Source organism: Pseudomonas sp. YQ_5, from assembly GCF_043103305.1.
Taxonomy (GTDB): Bacteria; Pseudomonadota; Gammaproteobacteria; order Pseudomonadales; family Pseudomonadaceae; genus Aquipseudomonas; species Aquipseudomonas putida_Y.
In genome coordinates this window covers 1-19,837 of the sequence record NZ_JBICJS010000102.1, presented here as the reverse complement: position 1 = coordinate 19,837, position 19,837 = coordinate 1, and the positions used below count along the sequence as shown (strand labels likewise).

Sequence of the window (19,837 nt, the reverse complement as noted above, 5' to 3'; positions counted from 1 at the left end):
ACAAACGTAGGAGCGAGCGCAGCTCGCGATGCGCCGCGCGGGCGGCGCTCGATCTCCCAGGCGACGCCCCTCTACCGCCATACAGGCGGCGCTCGGTCACCCAGGCGACGCCCCTCTACCGCGATACAGGCGGCGCTCGGTCACCCAGGCGACGCCCCTCTACCGCCATACAGGCCACGCCCCCCTACCGCCATCCCCTCAGGCCCTCCGTGGTTGCCGCCCCGCCACCAATCATGCCAACCCCCGCCAGCTAGACCATTCCTGTAAAACTTCAATCTTGAATTTTTTTATTAAGTCAAGAACCACCCTGTTCAAATCCTTCCCAGCGTGCTACAAACTGGTTAAGCAATGATCTAGCTGCTTGATAACGAAGGGAAAAATATGACGAAGTCGGAGCTGATCGAACGTATTGTCACCCATCAGGGGCTGCTCTCGTCCAAGGACGTGGAGCTGGCCATCAAGACCATGCTTGAACAGATGTCACAATGCCTGGCTACCGGCGATCGCATCGAGATCCGCGGTTTTGGCAGCTTCTCGCTGCACTATCGCGCTCCACGCGTAGGCCGTAACCCCAAGACCGGCCAGTCGGTCAGCCTCGAAGGCAAGTTCGTGCCGCACTTCAAACCCGGCAAGGAACTGCGCGACCGCGTCAATGAAGAAGACGAGGCCGAAGCCTGATCAATCAAGGAGCAATCTGATGCGTAACCTCAAGCGCGCCCTGGTGGCGGTGTTCGTGCTGCTGTTGGCGGCTGTGGTGCTGTTCTTCGTGCTGGAGAACCAGCAAGCCGTGTCGCTGGTCCTGTTTGGCTGGGTCGCGCCAGAGGTGCCAGTAGCCGTGCTGGTGCTGGCCGCCTTGGTCATCGGCTTGGCCGTCGGGCCATTGCTGGGTGCCTACGGCGTGCAGCGCAGCAAGCGCAAGATCAGGGCTTCAGCCCGTGAGGCGGCACTGAGCGGTAACTAAGGTAATTTCCTACGCCCATTTGGGAAAGTCTCACCTATGCCTGCAATGGCCGTCATGGAGTAATAACGCACTTCATTTTCGGCCCAGGCGAGTGTGCGCAGCATGGAATATCCCGTCCTTTCCCATCACGGTGGCACTCGCGGCGTCACCGGCTCCTGCCATCAACTGCACCTCGATCCGTCCACCAGCCTGCTGATCGACTGCGGCCTGGAGCAGGGCATCGATGCCGCGCCGGGTGCAGCATCGGCGCCGCTCGGCTTCGACGTGCAGGGTATTCAGGCGCTGGTTATCACTCATGTGCATCTCGATCACGTCGGCCGCATCCCGGCACTGCTGGCTGCCGGCTATCGTGGCCCTATCCTGTGCAGCGAGCCGTCTGCCCGGCTACTGCCATTGGTGCTGGAAGACGCCTACAAGTTGACTGTCAGCAGCGAGCCCGCCCATGTGGCGAGGTATCTGGAGTTCATCCGCGACCTGATCGTGCCCTTGCCTTTCGAGCAGTGGCATACCCTGGTCGAGCTCCCCGGTCTCAATTGCCGTATTCGCCTGCAACGGGCCGGGCATCTGCTGGGTTCGGCCTATGTCGAATGCGATGTGGTGCGCGTACAAGCCGACCTCCGCTACGTGTTCTCCGGTGACCTGGGCGCTTGTGGCAACCCCTTGCTACGCCCCGTGCAGCCCCCGGAACGGGCCGATGTACTGGTACTGGAAAGCACCTATGGCGACCGCCTGCACCCGCCTGCGGGCGACCGTCAGCAGCGGCTGGAAGCAGCTATCGACCGCGCACTGGCCGATCAGGGTACGCTGCTGATTCCGGCCTTCAGCCTCGGTCGCACCCAGGAATTACTGTACGAGCTCGAAGGCATTCTTCACCGCAAGGCCTTGCTGAACAAAGCCGGCCCGGCCCCCGATGGCGACCCGCTCGACTGGTCGCAACTGCCCATCATCCTCGATTCGCCCCTGGCCCAGCGCATTACCGGTGTATACCGGGAGCTGCACGACTACTGGAATGCCGAAGCACGGGCGCGCCTTGCCGAAGGGCGCGACCCGCTCGGTTTCAGCCAGCTTATAAGTGTGGACACCCACGCCCGCCACCAGCAGGTGGTCAATTACCTGAAGAGCACCGGGCGGCCGGCAATCGTCATTGCCGGCAATGGCATGTGCTCGGGTGGGCGCATCGTCAATTACCTCAAGGCCATGCTGGGGGATCCGCGGCACGAGGTGATGTTTGTCGGTTACCAGGCCAAGGGGACCCCGGGCGCGGTGATACAGGCGAGTGAAGGGGCGGAAGGGTTTGTGCAGATTGATCTGGATGGGCAGATGTATGAGATCCGGGCGAAGGTGATGACCTTGGGCGGCTACTCGGGGCATGCGGATCAGGCGCAGTTGGTGGCGTTCGCGCACGGCTGCAATGCTCGGCGGGTAGTGTTGGTACATGGCGAGAAAAAAGCGAAGCAAGCGCTTGCGGCTGCGCTGCGCGGAAAGTTTGCACTGTCGGAGGATGAGGTGTGCGTCACAGTCCCGAAATGACCTCTTGGCGGGAAGGTTGATCTCTGTCAGAAAGTGAGGAACTTTTGCGAGGCGGGTCTTTCTACTGTTGCTTGAAGTAAAGTTAGAAGCGTGGCAGAAAGAGTGGCGAATAGCCGCTACGCTTGATTCGAAGGGTGTTGAGTCGCTTAGGTTGGAAGCGTGCCCCGAGATGATGCCATCAGACCCAAGGAAAAAAAGACTAAATGCGCAATGAACGCGAGCGCCTGAGTGGTAGCGATGAGATTGACCTGATTGAGCTTGTGCAGGGTGTTTGGCGCCAAAAAATCTGGGTAGGGCTGGTTGCGGTACCGGTGATTGCTTTGGGGTTGGCTTATGTGATGCTGGTTTCGCCGGTGTATGAGGCGAAGCTGTATATACAGCCTCCTTCCCAGAGCGAGATTGCCCAACTGAACTACGGTCGTGGTGAGGGAACGGGCCTGGCGCCACTGAGTGCCAAAGATGTGTACAGCATCTACCTCAAGTCCCTCCAGTCCGAAGCGGTACGAGACAAATTCTTTCGCAGCGCCTTCCTGCCCATGCTGACCGAAGAAGAGCGGGGCGGCTCTCGTGATGCCCTTTATGCTCGGTTCAACAGCATGCTGAAAGTGGCCGTGGCTAGCAAAGACATGCCTGATCGTTATGTCCTGACTGCGAACCTGGAAGACCCGCGCCTTGCGGCGACGTGGGTATCGAATTACGCCGAGTTGGCTGCGGAGCGAGCAAAGAACGAGTTGTTGAGCGGTACACGCAGTGACATATCGATCATGGCTGATAACCTTGATCAGCAAATCAAGACCGCGCGAGCCACCGCCAGCAATCAGCGTATGGACCAGGTTGCCCGGCTCAAGGAAGCGTTGCGCGTAGCGCGGTCGATTGGCCTGGAAAAGCCACCGATCATTTCCGATACGCTGTCCAATGAAGTGTCTGCCGGTATGAATGGGGCTCTCACCTACATGCGCGGTACGAAGGCGCTGGAGGCTGAAATCGCCAACCTGGAAGCGCGCTCATCGGACGACCCGTTCATCCAAGATTTGCGTGAAAAGCAGGAAAAGCTCAGTTTCTTGCGCACGTTGAAGGTCGATCCTTCCTTGGTCGCGATGTATCAACAGGATGGCGCTGTTTCCCAGCCTGACGAGCCGATCAAGCCGTTAAAAGCTGTCATCCTGCTTCTATCGGCTTGTCTTGGTGTTGGCCTTGGCGTGATGGTGGCTCTAGGGCGGGATATATGGCGTAGGCACAAGGCGACGAATGGTGAGGAACTTCATCGATAGGAAAGCATCCGGTAAGCGTTGTTGTCGATTGCGGAAGGTGCAACAATGGCCTTTCGTCGCCGATGACATGGAACGCTGGAAGAGCAAGCACGACGCGCTGATTCTACCTGCATGTCTTGGTTAAACCACCGTTACAGGCAGGCAAGTATTGTGAATAGCGCTGCGTACGCCCCTTCCATGGCCGCTTCAGGCGAAATCGACCTTTTTAGAGTTTTGCGCACTATCTGGCATAGACGTTTGCTAATTGTTGCTATTGGGTGCGTCTGTGCGCTCGTTAGTGCCGTAGTCGTCAACAGCATTACGCCAATCTATGAGGCGTCCACCACTTTAAGGCCAGTGGCACTGAACCAACTGGATGCCTTGAATCGGTCAAAAATCTACTCATTGCCGCCGGCGGAAGCACTCAAGAGAGTCGGCGCAACAATAGACTCTTACAACGCTCGGTTGGATTTCTTTCGTTCTAGGCCAGATCTCATTGATGCGTTTCAGGATGAGGGGCAAAGTGTCGAAGAGGCGTTTGAAGACTTCAACCGCGATGCGCTCAGCGTAGTCCTGGCAGACCCGAAAAAAAACGACGTGTTAAGCGATTTTATCGGACTGAAGATGCGCTATGAAAAAGGCGTAAATGGCGCGGCCATCCTCAACGACTTCGTCGATTACGCAATCGAGCGAGAGCGTAGCCAGCTTTCCAACGATATGCAGATTATCTTGGCCAACCGCTTGGCAGAGGTGGACAAGAAGCTGAACTCTGCGGTGTCGGAATATCGGACCGGGAATGAAAGCCGTATCGCTCGCCTCGAAGAGGCAGATGCAATCAAGCGTGCGCAGCTCAATGATGAGCTCAAGGCTTTGCGCGTTCAGTTGAAACTGCGCCGCGAGGCGCGCCTGGCCGAGCTTGATGAGGCTATCAGTGTTGCGCGAAGCCTCGGTTTGAAAAAACCATCTACCCCCTCCCTGATGGCTGATGAAGGCGCGGCAAATGGCAGCGTCATCCGTACCGAAGTAAACGGTAGGCCGGTGCCGCTTTACTTCATGGGTACCGACGTGCTCGAAGCCGAGCGTGCTGCATTGCGCAAGCGTAATTCAGATGACTTCGTCGAGCCGAGAATCAGCCAAATCCGCAAAGAGCTCATCTTGCTGTCGACCAACCGCAAAGTCGAGGCAATCAAGGCTAGGGCGAGCGAAGAAGCATTTTTGGAGGGGATCGAAGGGCTTCGCGTGGAGCGTGCGCGCTTACAAGCCATCGATACCCAGTTGCAGGGACTGCACTTGGTGAATATTGATCAGCGTGCGGTACCCTCCAGCAAGCCTTTGAAACCGCGTAAAGCACTTATCGTGTTAATTGCATTTGTCGGCGGCCTTTTGCTTGGAACAGTCGCTGCCCTGCTGCGTGGGGCTTTCAAGGATCATGTAAAGCAACTGCGAGTTCTTGAAATCGAGGGTTCGGCGCATCGTGTTTTGCCCAGTGATTCGATAGGACAGCGCCATGCCAAGGTGGGTGAAGCCCAGGCTTGCTCCCCAACTGTATGATGTTGCTTTAATGCCATTTAATCATTGCATCTGTTCGGAGAGCTCCGATGGATTGCCGAAGCCTAGCCACCTATGATTTGGCGTCTCGTATGGCAGTCATCGTTCTGCGCCAGGTTGCTCTCAGTCAACCTGACGCCTTAAATAGGTAAAAAATATATTTTATTATCCCCTCTAGCGCAGTATTTAAAAGTAAGTGCTAGTTGGAGTCTATAACGCGCGATTTGGATTTTTAAGTCTAGGCCAAATTTAATTCAGACTTATCATGCGACAGAAAAAGCCTGGGGCAAGTGCTCGAAGACTTCAATCAAAGTACTGAGTAAGGCTGGGTTCTAGAAGAGGTGGAGGCCTCAGTACTTATAAGTGGTTGAAATATATAGGCTCTTGTGATTTTTTTACAAATGTGTTAATGAGGGTGACCCTTTCAGGAATGATCTGCATTGCTCATGGCTAAAGCCCATCCAGTTTAGGGGCATCTTATAGCTCATCGATATTGCAGTTATGAATAAAAGGTGTGCCATTTAGAGTGGTCTGGATATATTGTTACGTTATATATAATGCGCCAGACCAGCTATTTTTATCTATGCCGTCTATTTTAGGGAGATTGATCCTGAATGGCAACTGTGGCCTTTATACCTGCTCGCGGAGGATCCAAAGGGATTCCCAAAAAAAATATTCGCATGCTAGCCGGGAAACCCCTGATAGCCTGGAGCATCGAGCAAGCGAAGCGGTCAACACTGATTGATAAGGTAGTTGTATCTACTGACTGCCCTGAAATTGCAGAATGTGCCCTGCGCTTCGGAGCTGAAGTGCCTTTCTTGCGCCCATCTGATATCTCAGGTGATACAGCGTCTACAGAAAGTGCAATGCTGCACTATTGTGATTGGCTGGTCTCACATGACGAGAAGTTTGATAATTTTTTGCTAATCCAGGCTACTTCGCCCGTTAGAGCGGATGGTCGATTTGATGATGCGATTCGTTTCTTTAAAGAAGGTCAGTTCAATAGTCTGTTGACCGTCTCTCCTTCACATAGGTTCTTTTGGAAAAATCCTGCATCTCCTCAGGCTTCATATGACTTTATGAGTCGGCCGCGGCGACAGGATATTTTAGAATCTGAAAGAAACTATCTGGAGACTGGATCTTTCTATATTACTCGTTTGGATGATTTGATTAAGACTCGAAACAGGCTCTGCGGAAGGATAGGTATGTATATCACACCTGAAGATGAGTCGTATGAGATAGATTCCCTTATGGACTTTAATATTTGCGAGTGCATCATGCTGGGGCGCGAGGCTAAATAAATATGTACATTACAAAAAGCACTCAGAAGTATATTGTTTTTTCGGAGGACTCCTTGGGTGATGTCCTTAAAAAGATAAGTGAAAATAAATCGAGGATTGCGTTTGTTGTTTCAGAGCGTGCTGTCCTTATGGGGAGCATCTCTGACGGAGATATACGTAGGTGGCTGACTAGTGGCGATAGTATTGACTTGAGTGCGCCCGCAAGTGCTGTAATGAATCCTGCTTGTAAAAGAGTTGTGCTTGGAGAGGATAAGTCTAGTTATCAGTATCTTTTCCAAAACGGTGTTGATTGCTTACCGGTTGTTGATGAAGCTGGGCACTTACTGCACTTGGCGTTTCAAAAGTCAGAAGGTTTTTTTGTTGGTGATTTAGAAGTTTCTGAGAATTCGCCAGCTTTCATAATTGCTGAGATTGGTAATAACCATCAAGGGGATATTAATCTTGCAAAACAGCTAGTCGATCATGCGGTTGCTGCCGGTGTTGATTGTGCTAAGTTTCAGATGCGTAACGTAAAGCAACTATATAAGAACGAAGGTGATAGCAACGATGCATCGGTGGATCTAGGTGCCCAATATACAATGGACTTGCTGGAAAAGTTTCAGCTTTCCAATTCAGAGCTGTTTGAGATATTTGACTACTGTAAAGAGAAGAATGTCCTTCCGTTGTGCACCCCGTGGGATTTAGATTCGCTTTCGGCGCTGGAGTCCTATGGGATGCCAGCTTATAAGGTCGCATCTGCGGACTTTACAAATTACGAATTACTTGAAGCAATTAGTAGAACGGGTAAACCATTCTTCTGTTCAACCGGGATGTCCAGTGAGAGTGAGATTAAAAGCACAGTTGCCTTCCTTGATAGGCTGGGTGCTAATTATGTGTTGTTACATTGCAACTCAACATATCCAACCCCGTTTAAAGATGTGAATCTAAAATATCTTACTCGGCTGAAAAAAATTACAGGAAAATTAGTTGGTTACTCCGGCCATGAGAGAGGTATATGTGTTCCTATTGCGTCCATCGCTTTGGGGGCCTGTGTTATCGAAAAGCACTTGACTGTAGATCAAGGGCTAGAGGGGACTGACCATAAAGTAAGTTTGTTGCCCGATGAATTTGCCGAGATGGTGCGCCAGATACGAAATGTTGAGGAAGGACTTGGGTCCGACGAGTTACCTAGAGAAATTACTCAAGGCGAACTCATGAATCGTGAAAACCTGGCGAAGAGTTTGGTTGCCAATTGCACAATCAAACAGGGCACTGCAATAGAACGATCTATGGTTGATATTAAAAGCCCAGGACAGGGAATACAACCAAATCGTATCGATGAGTTAGTGGGTAAAATCGCCAATCGAGATATCGATAAAGGCGGTTTTTTCTTCGAGTCAGATATTAAGGGCGTTGTAAATAAACGTTCAGATTATAAGTTTGATCGGCCGTTCGGGGTTCCCGTTCGGTATCACGATTATCGGAAAATCGTAACGGGATCAAATTTAGATTTTGTTGAGTTTCATTTGTCGTATAAAGACCTTGATGTAGATCTCAGTGAGTACTTTAGCGGGCCTGAGCCTATTGGTTTTGCTGTGCATAGTCCAGAACTCTTTGCTGGGGATCATATATTGGATCTTTGTGCTGCAGATGAAGAATACCGCCAGCACTCTATTAAAGAACTGGAGCGGGTAGTTTCGATTACGCGCGAATTGAAGAAGTTTTTCCCGAGGACAGAGCGCCCAGTCATAGTGGTCAACGCAGGCGGGTGGGATAACAAAGGCTTTATTGATCCTGCTCTCAAGCCTGCAAAGTATAAAAAAATAGCTGAGGCTTTTGAGTCTATTGACTTGAGCGGGGTCCAAATTGCAGTGCAAACTATGCCGCCATATCCTTGGCACTTTGGTGGGCAAAGTTATCATAATCTTTTTGTGTCTGCGCAGGAAATCCGAGAGTTTTGCGAGTTAAATAGCGAAATCAAGATTTGCCTAGATGTGTCTCACTCTATGATGTCCTGTAACTATTACGGGTGGGATCTTAATGAGTTTGTTGAGGCTGTTTCGCCATATAACGTCCATATGCATGTGGTTGATGCAAAGGGAGTTGATGGCGAGGGCGTAGAGATCGGTAAAGGTGATGTGAATTTTGAAAGTTTGTCCCTGCTACTCTCCAAGAAGAATCCAGGAGTTCAGTTTATTCCTGAGGTATGGCAGGGGCATAAAAATGGGGGGGAGGGATTCTGGGTTGCCCTAGACTTCCTTGAGGGGTATCTGTAAAGGCGTATAGTAATCAGAGATGCTTTGAGTCCACCCCAAGTATTTAAATGTTATCTTGGGGTGGCTTGGCGAATAGATTTAAATAAATTTGCGAACAAAAAATAGTGATAAAGAAGATTCTCATATCGTCATTGATACTAAATCTAGCACTTTTGATTGGGAGGCTTTCTGGGTTTGTTAGAGAGCTTATCGTTGCCAAAACATATGGTGTAAGTGCTGCGGCTGATATCGTCGTGCTTTGGTTGACGCTACCGGATCTTCTTTTGAATATATTGGCAGGCTCTGCAATTGGCGCTGCTCTTATTCCAGGCTTTGTGGCGAATGAAGAAAAGGCAAAAGTCATATGGTTTCAAGCCATTCTAGCTGCGTTGATTGGCTCGCTTACGATTTCAGTAGTGCTTCAGTTTTTTTCTATAAGCATTGTCTCGTTATTGGCCCCTGGGATCTCACCTGTATCACTTGATCTAGCTGATTATGGCGTCAAAGTGGCGATATTTATTTTTCCGCTGTCTTTGCTAGTTGCCGTGAATTCGGCTTACTTTCACTACGAAGGTAAGTTTTTTATGGCAGGTATCGGTACTCTTGTTTTTAATGGTGTTCTGATTGTCGGGTTGTTGTTGTGTGGTTATTTTTATATTGAGGATTTAAAATTAATCCTTATAGCTGTTTTCCTAGCGGCGTTTGTAAGGTTTTTTTATCAGTTCTTGGTTGTGTTCGATCGTGGGGCTCTCATAGGTTTATTTGAGCGAAACTATATCTCTAAGGAAGTGGTGGTAAGGTTTCTGCAGGCAATGATGTCTTCGGGAGTTATTTTCGTATATCCAGTCATAGGGCGTTCATTTTCCTCGGCTGCAGGTGAGGGGGGGGTAGCTATGTTTAACTATATGTTTAAGTTAATTGAGCTGCCTCTGATGGTCGCAGTTACATTTTTATCGGTTGTATTTATGCCTAGCTTGGCCAAAGCTTGGGTAGTTGATAAAAGAGATTACCTGAGTTTAGCGATAAGGGGGATTGAACTTACGCTGTTCACGGCTATTTTTGTCATGCTGCCTGTTTGGATCTATAGTGACGTCTATGTGAAAATGGTTTATGGGGCCGTGCTTGATAACGTTAGTTTAGTCGTTATTGCAGAGAGTGTAAAACTCGGCTCTCTTATACTGATCTCTCAAGGTTCGATTATATTCCTCAGTTCAGTTTTCAATTCGGCAGGTAGCACACGTGTTCCGCTGTTTGCAAATTTGTTTGCAGTTGCATTGTTTGTAATGCTGCTAAAAATTTTTGGGGTGTCCAGAATGGACTACATCGTGAGATGTCTAGTTATGTCCCAATTTGTAGGTCTTCTCATCATGGCTCTCTTGTTCGTGAGAAGGTGGTTTGGTTCCTTTGGTGGCATAGTAAGTTGTCGGTGGTTTGTAGCTATACTGCTCGCGCCGACCCTTATTATTTGCTTGGATTATGCTTTGCAGGCAGAGTCTGAGCTGTTGCGGACTTCCATAATTATGCCAGTTTACATGGCGGCGGGTATGTATGCCGCGCTGTCACATCCTGTACTTAAGGCTTACTTGAAAAAAGTTTTGGGTAAAATTTCGAGAGGAAAGTTTCGTGTTTAACTACATGTTTATAACGGATAGTCCGGATGTGGCTGAGTATGTTGAGATTTGTGGTGTCACTAGGATCTTTGTGGACCTAGAGCGAAACGGTAAGGTCGCTCGGCAAGGGCACCTGAACACGGTGATAAGTTGTCACAATCCTGCTAACATTGAACTAATCAGCCGTCGCTTGAAAACAGCTGATTTGATGGTTAGGTTGAACCCGTTATACTCCGGAAGCAGAGACGAAGTTGAGATGGTGATCGCCAGCGGCTGCGACTCGATTATGGTCCCTATGTTCGATGAGGCAAGTGTAATTGAGACATTTGCTGAGTTTGCGAATGGAAGGGTGAAAATCATACCGTTAGTAGAAACTATTGGGGCCGCGCGAGTGGTAGAGCAAGTTTCTCTATTGGAGTCTGTTAACGAAGTCCATATTGGTTTGAATGATTTACACCTTCAGATGAAGAAACGCTTCATGTTTGAGTTACTGGTTGATGGTACTGTTGAAGGTATTATGGATAAGTCCCGGAAGCCTACAGGTTTCGGGGGGGTTGCTAGAATAGGCAGCGGTGCGATTCCTGCGGAATTGGTTATGGCTGAGCATGTGCGGTTGAAGTCGAGCGGTGTTATTCTCTCTCGTGCATTTCATAATAATGCGACCAATGTCGAGGATCTAAACAAAAGTATTGACTTTGAGTGCGAGCTTCAAAAGCTGAAGGATGCGAGAGAGCACCTGCTTGGAGCATCGGTAGATGATCTTATGATTATGCACAACAAGCTGCGCGAGAAGGTTTTCGAGGTTGTTGCTAATGGCTAAGCGTTTTTTTGATATCATAGTGGCGTCGATCGCGCTAGTTGTTTTGTTTCCATTGCTTATTGCTGTTGCATTTATTATTCGCTTTGATGGCGGAAAAGCATTCTATGGCCAAACCCGAGTTGGGCTGGGTGGTAAGCATTTTAAGATGTGGAAATTGAGAAGTATGGTTCCCAATGCTGATAAGCTAGGTGGATATTCTACTTTGTCAGGTGATAAAAGAATTACCAAAGTTGGTAGGTTCATTAGGAAAACGAGCATTGATGAGCTTCCCCAGCTTATTAATGTTTTAATCGGAGATATGAGTCTGGTTGGGCCTAGACCAAATGTACCGGCTCAAGTCGATGAGTACACCGCTGAACAGTGGAGCTTAAGAAACTCAGTACCTCCTGGCGTGACAGGTCTCGCCCAAGCTGAGCTTAGATCTAAGGCTACTTGGGAACAGCGTTGGGAACTTGACAAAAATTACGTTTTGAATCATAGCTTTCAGCTTGATATGAAAATTATTTTTAAAACAGCTATCAAATTATTTTCCTCGAACGGTAACTGATGATGTGCGGAATTTTTGGTTATTACGACCTCAGCGGTAAACGGTTTCCAGACAATGTGCTGGAAAGAATGGGTGATAAAATCAGTTATCGCGGCCCTGATGGCCGGGGTATTTATCATGACCCAATTACTTCCGTTGCCGTTGGAAACCAGCGCCTAGCAATTCTTGATGTCGAGCATGGTCAACAGCCATTTATATCTGATGATCAGAAAGTTGTTGTTGTTCAGAATGGTGAGATTTTCAATCATGTTGAGATTGCGCAGTCGTTAAAAAAGCACGGGTACGATTGTAAAACGCACTGCGATACCGAGGTTATTCTTGGGTTATATTTGACAAAAGGTATCGCGGGGTTAAAAGAATTAAATGGCATGTTTGCTATTGCAATTTGGGATGGCGAAAAGCAAAAGTTAATTTTGTTTAGAGATCGAGTGGGCGAAAAGCCGCTATACTACTCGCTTTCAAATGAAAAATTGATCTTTGCGTCTGAGATAAAAGCTATACTTGAGGCGAAAGAAAATAAAAATATTTGTCAAAAAGCATTGGAGCAATACTTAGCATTTAATTATGTTCCATCTCCGCTGACAATGTTTGAAGGTATCTATCATGTCGAGCCAGGGGTTTATCTTGAAATTGACACAAGTGGAGTAAGAACCACAAAGTGGTGGGATTGTTCAGGCGTAGAGACAAAGCAACAGAGTGAGTCCGAGTGGATTGAGGAATTTAATAATTGCTTGGATGATTCAGTCAGAATCCGTCTGCGCTCTGACGTTCCTTTTGGCGCTTTTCTTTCAGGAGGGGTTGACTCTAGCACTATTGTTGGGCTTATGGCTCGACACTTGGAATCTCCAGTCAAAACGTACAGCATCGGTTTTAATGATCCTAGGTACGATGAGTCTCCATATGCGCAGGAAGCAGCCGAACGATTTTCCACTGAGCACACCTGTGAGATTGTTCATCCCGATATGTTAGGGATGTGGTCTACAGCCATATATCACTGTGACCAACCTCATGGTGATGTCTCCTTCATGCCAACATTGAAAGTGGCTCAACTAGCTGCGAAAGATGTCAAGATGGTTTTGACTGGAGATGGGGCTGATGAGCTTTTTGCGGGCTATGAAAAATATGCGAATTTCTTCGCCAATAATAACGCTGATGAGCTGAGCGTAGATCAGTTCGAGAGGCTGTACTCGAAAAATATTGCTCTCTTTACGTCCGATAATTTGCCTAAGTTGCTTGTTAAGGATTTGACCTCTCCCGATGTGATTGGTAGTCGGCTTAAGGAGGTTTTTAGTGAAGTTCGGCACTTTGATAGAATTAATCAGGCTCTCTATATTGATACGAAGTTATTGCTTTCGGGGAATAATTTGGTTAAGCCTGATAGAATGGGTATGGCCGCTTCTATTGAAAATAGAGCGCCGTTCTTGGATCATCGTATGATCGAACTGGCTTTTTCTATGCCAGGTCGATTGAAGTTAAATGAAAGTCAAACAAAGTATATTTATAAGAAGTCAGTTGAAGGTCTGATCGGGCAGCGGTTGGCTTATCGTAAAAAGCAAATGTTTACAGTTCCTGTTGGTGAATGGTTTAAAAATGAGCTGTATTCACTATGCCAAGATCTTTTGCTTAGCGAGAGAACTAGAGGGCGTAATTTATTTAATTCGGATTATGTAAGGGTGCTATTGGAAAACCATGTGAATAATATACAGAATAATACTAGAGAAATCAGGGCGTTAATGGCTGTAGAGTTATGGGCCAGAAAGTTCATGGATTAATATGTCATGAGTTCATTTTTAATATTTAACAGGGCCAGATTTATCTGGCTCTCCTTCGTCATAATGTTTTTTTTCGCCTGTGCATTAGAGCCCATGGGTTTTTTTCTAGAAAAGTTAATGCTCGCAACATTAGGTATATATGGAGCCTTGAGGGTAAATTTCAAAAAGGCCAAGTGGGAAATTGTTTGGGTCTTGCTATGCGTTTATGTATTAGTTCAATCTATTTTTTTAAAAAATTGGGTAGGGTGTTTATACGCTGCGTTATTCTTTTGTACCTACCTAATGGGCTGCGCGTTGTCAAGATTGCGCCAAAAATACTTTGACATGGTGTATATCGTAAAGGTTATAGCTTGGCTGCAGTGTGTATTTGTTGTTTTTGGGGTTGTAGAGGTTATCTGTGTTAACTTTGGTTTAAGTGTTTTCTATCGAGACTATTTTATAGATCCGTATCGAGCTGATAGCTTCTACACAAATCCTAATCCATTTTCCATTGTGTCTATCCTTCTGATTTTTATGCTGTTTTCTGTGGGGGCCAAGTGGAATAAAAATAAAGTTACGTACTCCTTGTTGGCAGTTGGTACGGTTCTGGGAGGGGCGGCAATGTCTTGCTTGTGTATTGCTACATACATTGGGGTGCGACTAGTAAGGGTTAAACCTATAATTGTAATGCTGTTGCTAATTTTTTGTGTCTTCTTCCCTTTGTTGCTAGAAAGCAACGATTTGATATTGGCCATTTACAATAAGCGCGTTCAAATATGGGAAGTCGCGATTTCTATGTTATCGTCTAACGTGTTTTTTGGGATAGGATTTGGTGTTTTTCAAAAAAACAATTTTCTTTTTGAGGGGGGGCTTGGACCGCAGTACGGGCTTCACTCAATGTATTACGCATTTTTGGTCGAAGCCGGTTATGTGGGTTTCTCCTTGTTGTTAGTGGCCCTGTATTTTATGTTGCGACGCTTCTGGTATTCGAATAGTACTTTTTATCCCGTTTTTATTGCGCTTCTATTTTCTCAGCTAACTGAGTTTTATTTGGATCATGAGGAAATATTTATGTTGTTATTCGCTGTGTGTTTGGCGGTTTTATTGGTTCCGCGTCATGCGAGTAAATTTGGTGTAAATAATGCGTAAGATACTTTTTGTTGTTTATGGTGGCGGACATGCTAGGTTAGTTCGGCCAGTTATTGATCATTTGTTGCGAACTAGTCAAGATGTGGAGGTGATTTGTTTAGCCCTTACTACAGCAGTTCGTGAGTTCTCGGGCTTAATTTCTGAGCGTTTCAGGATATTGGCATATAAAGATTTTTTTGGACAGGATGCTGAAGTTTTGTCGCATGGCAAAAGTCTAGTCCAAAAAATGACTAATATTTTTGATTTGGACGAATCAATAGCCTATCTTGGCAAGAATTATTTAGAATTAATTAAGCAGGCTGGCAGCCATCAAAAGGCTGCTGAAATATACGAGCAAGGTGGCCGCCAGGTATTTTTGCCTATCGAGAGTATGAGGGAGATCATTTCTCTAGTCGAGCCAGATATTGTTGTCACTACCAACTCACCCCGCTCCGAAAAGGCTGCCCTAATAGCGGCGCGTAGTTTAAATGTACGCTCCGTTGCAATAATAGATATGTTTTCTTTCCGTTGTGAAAGTTGGTTAGTGGAGCTTGCTGATACGGTCTGCGTCTTTGATATATCGGTTGCTGAGCGACTGCGTGTGCTGGGTCGGCACGGCGATATCCAGGTGACAGGAAATCCCGCATTCGATACGTTGGTAAAAAGGTTTAATAACAATAGAAACTCTTTGGCCAAGCAAAAGAAAATCTTGCCATTTACGGTTCTTTGGGCTTCGCAGCAAGAGCCGGAATATGTCTATGAGCTAAATGCTGTGGGGAATGTTGGATTGCCAATTGCAGTAGAGCACGAGTTGATAGAGGTGTTCTCTTGCAATCCAGACTGGCAATTGATCGTGCGTAATCACCCCAATGAGGAGCCGCGTACTTATCCGAGTTTCGTAAAAATTAGTGCTCAGCACCAGCCTTTGGAAGAGTTGCTGAAAGAGGTACATGTTATTGTAACTTTGACATCCACCGTTGGGTTGCAAGGCCGAATTATGGGTTGTCAGCTTGTTACGATAGACGGCTCTGCGTTTACTTCCACTGTCCCATTCGCAAAAATCGGCTACTCTATTGGATTAAGTAGCCCTAGTGAGTTGGTTGGTGAGTTGAAACGTTTGGCTTCGTTAGTTAATAAACAGCCTCTAGCCAGTCCTCCCTATCTTATAGAAAATGCAGCTGAGCGGGTTGCTCACGCTATACTATCAATTTAGTTTTTATCCGAGAGTAGATATGATCGTTCCCGTAATAATGGCTGGTGGCAGTGGTACTCGGCTCTGGCCGCTATCTCGACAGTTGAACCCTAAGCAATTCATTTCGTTGATTGATCCCGCCGAGTCCATGCTGCAGACGACTCTAAGGCGTTTGGAGGGACTTGATGCGTCTCCACCTTTGCTGATTTGCAATGATAGCCATCGATTTCTTGCGGCGGAGCAAGTTCGAGCTATTGGCCTCCAGGGGGCCCAGATTCTCCTTGAGCCAGAAGGTAAAAATACAGCACCTGCAATAACGTTGGCTGCCATTAAGGCAATTGATACTTATGATGACCCATTATTGCTGATTTTAGCTGCCGATCATGATATCCCTGATGTCCAAGCTTTTCATAAAGCGGTAGAAAGTGGGGTGAGATTAGCAGAAAGTGAGTATTTGGTTACTTTTGGTATTGTGCCAACACATCCGGAAACCGGGTATGGATATATTGAAAAAGGGCCGCAGTTAGAAATAGGTGGATTCAGTGTCAGTCAGTTTGTGGAAAAACCACTAATTGACACGGCAAAAAAATATATAGATAGTGGAAAATTTTTGTGGAACAGCGGAATGTTTTTATTCAAGGCATCTTCTTACCTCAATGAAGTAAAAGCACTGCGCCCTGATATTTTTGAGTGCTGTCAGCGCGCGTTGGAAGTAGGCACTGTAGACTTGGATTTTGTTCGTGTGGATCCTAAGTCTTTCTCTGCCTGTCCAGCGGAGTCCATTGATTATGCAATTATGGAAAGAACACCCAAGGCTGCTGTTGTCCCGCTAGATGCAGGTTGGAATGACATTGGTTCTTGGTCGGCTTTGTGGGAGGTAAGTGCTAAAGATAAAGAGCGTAACGTGTTAAAGGGAGATGTTATAGTTGAAGGTGCTTTGCAAAATTATATTTACTCTCAAAGTCGTCTCGTTGCTGCGGTTGGTGTTCAAGATTTAATTATTGTAGAAACCAAAGATGCGGTCTTGGTTTGCAATAAAAATAATGTTCAAGATGTAAAGAAGGTAGTGGAAAGGATAAATGAGTATAAGCGAAGCGAGCATATTTCTCATCGCGAAGTCTATCGGCCATGGGGTATGTACGATTCTATTGGTAGCGGACCCAGATATCAGGTAAAGCACATATGTGTTAAACCCGGAGGTAAGCTATCTGTCCAAATGCATCATCATCGAGCAGAGCATTGGATTGTGGTTAGTGGTACTGCCAAGGTAAGTAATGGCGAAAAAACATATCTCGTCACGGAGAATCAATCTACCTATATTCCAATCGGCCAAACTCATTCGTTAGAGAATCCGGGAATCATTCCGCTTGAACTAATCGAGGTTCAGTCTGGAGCATATTTGGGCGAAGATGATATCGTTCGTTTTGACGACATTTATGGGCGCGCAGAGTAGCGATTGGTTTCGACTAGGAAATTAGGTGCATTATGTTAACGCTTGCTGATGACTTGCGAAAAAAACTTGTAGAGCTTCCGAGAAGCCGAAAGCGACTGCTTCAGGTCTCTGTAGACGTTTTACTGGTTTGGCTCGCTTTGTGGCTTGCTTTCTTTGTTCGATTAGGTGAAGCGGGATTTGTGGAGCCATTCCGAGGACATGGATGGCTTTTCTTGACCGCTCCATTAGTTTCTATACCCATTTTCTTTCGAGTTGGATTGTATCGAGCGGTAATGCGTTATTTCGGTAATGCTGCCTTAGTGGTGACTATGAAGGCTGTCACTCTGTCAGCTTTGACTTTGGCCCTGGTTATTTATTGGCGTGGTGATCATGCCCCAAAATTGATCCCGCGTTCCATGGTTTTCAATTTCTGGTGGCTGAGTCTTCTTTTACTCGGTGGAATGCGGCTATTTATGCGATCATTTTTTCTGGGTGAATGGTTTGACCCATCGTTGAAAAGGTTTTCATCACAGCGAGAGGGTAGTCCGCGCGTTGCGATTTACGGAGCAGGGGCTGCGGGTAACCAACTGTTAGCAGCCCTTAGGTTGGGGCGCTCAAGCTTGCCTGTTGCCTTTATAGATGATGACTTATCAATTGATAGGCGAGTTATCGCTGGTCTTCGAGTTTATAAATCTAGCGATATTCAGTTAATGATGGAGGAGGTGAATCCTAGCGAAATCCTCCTTGCTATTCCATCTGCCTCACGGGGGCGGCGTAGTGAAATACTTAAAATGTTGGAGCCATTCCCACTTCACGTTCGGTCTGTGCCAGGTTTTATGGACTTGGCTAATGGTAAAGTCAAAGTAGACGATTTACAGGAGGTTGATATTGCTGACCTGCTCGGTCGCGACCCAGTCCCTCCACAGAAAGAGCTTTTTGAACGCTGTATTAAGGGCCAGGCGGTTTTGGTCACCGGAGCAGGTGGGTCAATTGGTTCAGAAATATGTCGCCAGGTAGTTTCATGTGGCGCGCGTGTTTTGGTGCTATTCGAACACTCAGAATATAACCTGTATAGCATTCATCGCGAATTGGAGCGCCAAGTACTTAGAAAAGCGCTGTCTATTCAGATAGTACCCATTCTAGGCTCCATTCGTAATGCTGTCAGATTGCAAGATGTAATGGATACCTGGCGTATAAATACGGTTTATCATGCGGCAGCCTATAAGCATGTGCCGATGGTTGAGCATAACGTATCTGAGGGTGTCCTTAACAATGTTTTGGGGACGATGAATACCGCGCAAGCTGCTATAAAGAGCGGCGTGGAGAACTTTGTTCTTATTTCTACAGATAAAGCGGTACGTCCAACGAACGTCATGGGCAGTACTAAGCGTTTGGCTGAAATGCTACTCCAGGCGTTGAGTGAGGAGTCTACCCCGATTTTGATGGGTGATTTAACGGGCGTGCAGCATGTAAATAGAACACGGTTCACTATGGTGCGCTTCGGGAACGTGCTTGGTTCCTCAGGCTCGGTTATTCCTTTGTTTCGTGAGCAGATTGAGCGAGGCGGGCCAGTTACTGTTACTCATCCTAATATTACTCGCTATTTTATGACAATTCCTGAGGCAGCCCAGTTAGTAATTCAGGCGGGTTCACTTGGTTTTGGCGGAGATGTTTTTGTTCTAGATATGGGGCAGCCAGTCAAGATTGTAGACTTGGCAGAGAAGATGGTGAAGTTGTCGGGGTTGAGCGTTCGTTCAAAGAGTAATCCGCATGGTGATATCCCAATCGAATTTTCTGGCTTGAGGCCGGGAGAGAAACTCTACGAAGAGCTTTTGATTGGCGATAACGTGCAGCCGACGGAGCACCCAATGATCATGCGTGCAAATGAAGAGTTTGTAGATTGGGAGTGCTTAAAGAAAAGCCTTTCAAATATACTGCGGGCGTTGGAGGGCGATGATTTTCTTTCTGTTAGAAAGTTGCTCAGGGAGAATGTTAGTGGCTATGTTCCCGATGGAGAGGTTGTTGATTACGTTTATATGCAAAGGCGAATGGACGGATAAGTTTTCTGATGTTCTAGTCGGTGTGGTGATGTGTTGACATGCCCTATATTTGCATGCCGAGTCGGCATGCTTATCGCGCTTATATTTCCATTTTATGTACGTGCGGTAAGTGGGATTAATTTTGAAGTGATTTGGTCGCGGTGGGCACGGCAGTTACCTGCCGCCTCCCGCACAGATCCTTACATGCAGAATTACCGTGTGCGATCCATGAATCCCACCTATCACATGATGGGGCAACAGGTTACCGTGGCATCTCTGGTGAGCAGTTCCACGGCAGCAGGGCTTCGTAGTCAGCCACCGACGATGCATACGGCAGGTGCTCAAACGTAACCGATCCATGAACCCCACCTACCGCAAGGTGAGGCCATCGTTTACCGTGGCATTGTAAGGGATCCATCATCCCCACATTCCAACCGTCCACCTGATTCCCGATGCTGTGCTCCCGATTTCTTTCTGGAGCCAGCCCGCCATGA

The 19,837-nt window shown here is 47.3% G+C and carries 16 protein-coding genes; 15 read left to right on the top strand and 1 reads right to left on the bottom strand.

Annotated elements, in window-relative coordinates:
- The first annotated feature begins 381 nt into the window (after positions 1 to 381).
- The 15 genes from ihfB to ACF8EA_RS23725 all read left to right on the top strand — a co-directional run bounded on the left by ihfB (position 382) and on the right by ACF8EA_RS23725 (position 19,364).
- Positions 382 to 678: an integration host factor subunit beta gene (gene ihfB, locus ACF8EA_RS23795; protein WP_003252675.1), complete on the top strand. Its 297-nt coding sequence runs from the start codon at positions 382 to 384 to the stop codon at positions 676 to 678.
- Positions 679 to 697: 19 nt separating this feature from the next.
- Positions 698 to 961: a lipopolysaccharide assembly protein LapA domain-containing protein gene (locus ACF8EA_RS23790; protein WP_028697046.1), complete on the top strand. Its 264-nt coding sequence runs from the start codon at positions 698 to 700 to the stop codon at positions 959 to 961.
- 102 nt (positions 962 to 1,063) lie between these two features.
- Positions 1,064 to 2,491, top strand: coding sequence for an MBL fold metallo-hydrolase RNA specificity domain-containing protein (locus ACF8EA_RS23785; protein WP_392523490.1), 1,428 nt, complete (start codon positions 1,064 to 1,066; stop codon positions 2,489 to 2,491).
- A gap of 203 nt (positions 2,492 to 2,694) precedes the next feature.
- The gene (locus tag ACF8EA_RS23780) at positions 2,695 to 3,762 is read left to right on the top strand and encodes an LPS O-antigen chain length determinant protein WzzB (protein WP_392523488.1); all 1,068 of its coding nucleotides are present in this window, start codon (positions 2,695 to 2,697) and stop codon (positions 3,760 to 3,762) included.
- A gap of 111 nt (positions 3,763 to 3,873) precedes the next feature.
- Positions 3,874 to 5,292 carry a Wzz/FepE/Etk N-terminal domain-containing protein gene (locus ACF8EA_RS23775; RefSeq protein WP_392523486.1) on the top strand — a complete coding sequence of 473 codons (1,419 nt, stop codon included), beginning with the start codon at positions 3,874 to 3,876 and terminating at the stop codon, positions 5,290 to 5,292.
- Positions 5,293 to 5,903: 611 nt separating this feature from the next.
- A complete protein-coding gene (locus ACF8EA_RS23770) occupies positions 5,904 to 6,590 on the top strand; it encodes an acylneuraminate cytidylyltransferase family protein (protein WP_279935510.1) in 687 nt (228 codons plus the stop codon).
- Positions 6,591 to 6,592: 2 nt separating this feature from the next.
- Positions 6,593 to 8,845 carry an N-acetylneuraminate synthase family protein gene (locus ACF8EA_RS23765; protein WP_392523484.1) on the top strand — a complete coding sequence of 751 codons (2,253 nt, stop codon included), beginning with the start codon at positions 6,593 to 6,595 and terminating at the stop codon, positions 8,843 to 8,845.
- 104 nt (positions 8,846 to 8,949) lie between these two features.
- On the top strand, positions 8,950 to 10,455 hold the full coding sequence (locus ACF8EA_RS23760; protein WP_279935507.1) for a lipid II flippase MurJ: 1,506 nt from the start codon (positions 8,950 to 8,952) through the stop codon (positions 10,453 to 10,455).
- A complete protein-coding gene (locus tag ACF8EA_RS23755; protein ID WP_279935506.1) occupies positions 10,448 to 11,254 on the top strand; it encodes a hypothetical protein in 807 nt (268 codons plus the stop codon). The genes ACF8EA_RS23760 and ACF8EA_RS23755 overlap by 8 nt, the downstream gene beginning before the upstream one ends.
- Positions 11,247 to 11,801: a sugar transferase gene (locus tag ACF8EA_RS23750; protein WP_279935505.1), complete on the top strand. Its 555-nt coding sequence runs from the start codon at positions 11,247 to 11,249 to the stop codon at positions 11,799 to 11,801. Before ACF8EA_RS23755 ends, ACF8EA_RS23750 begins: the two co-directional genes overlap by 8 nt.
- Positions 11,801 to 13,573, top strand: a complete 1,773-nt coding sequence (gene asnB, locus ACF8EA_RS23745) for an asparagine synthase (glutamine-hydrolyzing) (protein WP_392523481.1) — start codon at positions 11,801 to 11,803, stop codon at positions 13,571 to 13,573. The genes ACF8EA_RS23750 and asnB overlap by 1 nt, the downstream gene beginning before the upstream one ends.
- A 6-nt stretch (positions 13,574 to 13,579) precedes the next feature.
- Complete coding sequence (locus ACF8EA_RS23740) at positions 13,580 to 14,701, top strand: hypothetical protein (RefSeq protein ID WP_279935502.1); 1,122 nt, start codon at positions 13,580 to 13,582, stop codon at positions 14,699 to 14,701.
- On the top strand, positions 14,694 to 15,893 hold the full coding sequence (locus tag ACF8EA_RS23735; RefSeq protein ID WP_279935501.1) for a hypothetical protein: 1,200 nt from the start codon (positions 14,694 to 14,696) through the stop codon (positions 15,891 to 15,893). The genes ACF8EA_RS23740 and ACF8EA_RS23735 overlap by 8 nt, the downstream gene beginning before the upstream one ends.
- A gap of 19 nt (positions 15,894 to 15,912) precedes the next feature.
- Positions 15,913 to 17,325 carry a mannose-1-phosphate guanylyltransferase/mannose-6-phosphate isomerase gene (locus ACF8EA_RS23730; RefSeq protein WP_392523478.1) on the top strand — a complete coding sequence of 471 codons (1,413 nt, stop codon included), beginning with the start codon at positions 15,913 to 15,915 and terminating at the stop codon, positions 17,323 to 17,325.
- Between the two features lie 32 nt (positions 17,326 to 17,357).
- Positions 17,358 to 19,364 (top strand): polysaccharide biosynthesis protein, encoded by a 2,007-nt coding sequence (locus ACF8EA_RS23725; RefSeq protein WP_392523476.1) that lies wholly within the window; start codon positions 17,358 to 17,360, stop codon positions 19,362 to 19,364.
- Positions 19,365 to 19,605: 241 nt separating this feature from the next.
- Here the strand turns inward: ACF8EA_RS23725 and ACF8EA_RS23720 are convergent.
- Positions 19,606 to 19,837: hypothetical protein (locus tag ACF8EA_RS23720; RefSeq protein WP_392523475.1), on the bottom strand; the 232-nt coding region annotated here is incomplete at its 5' end.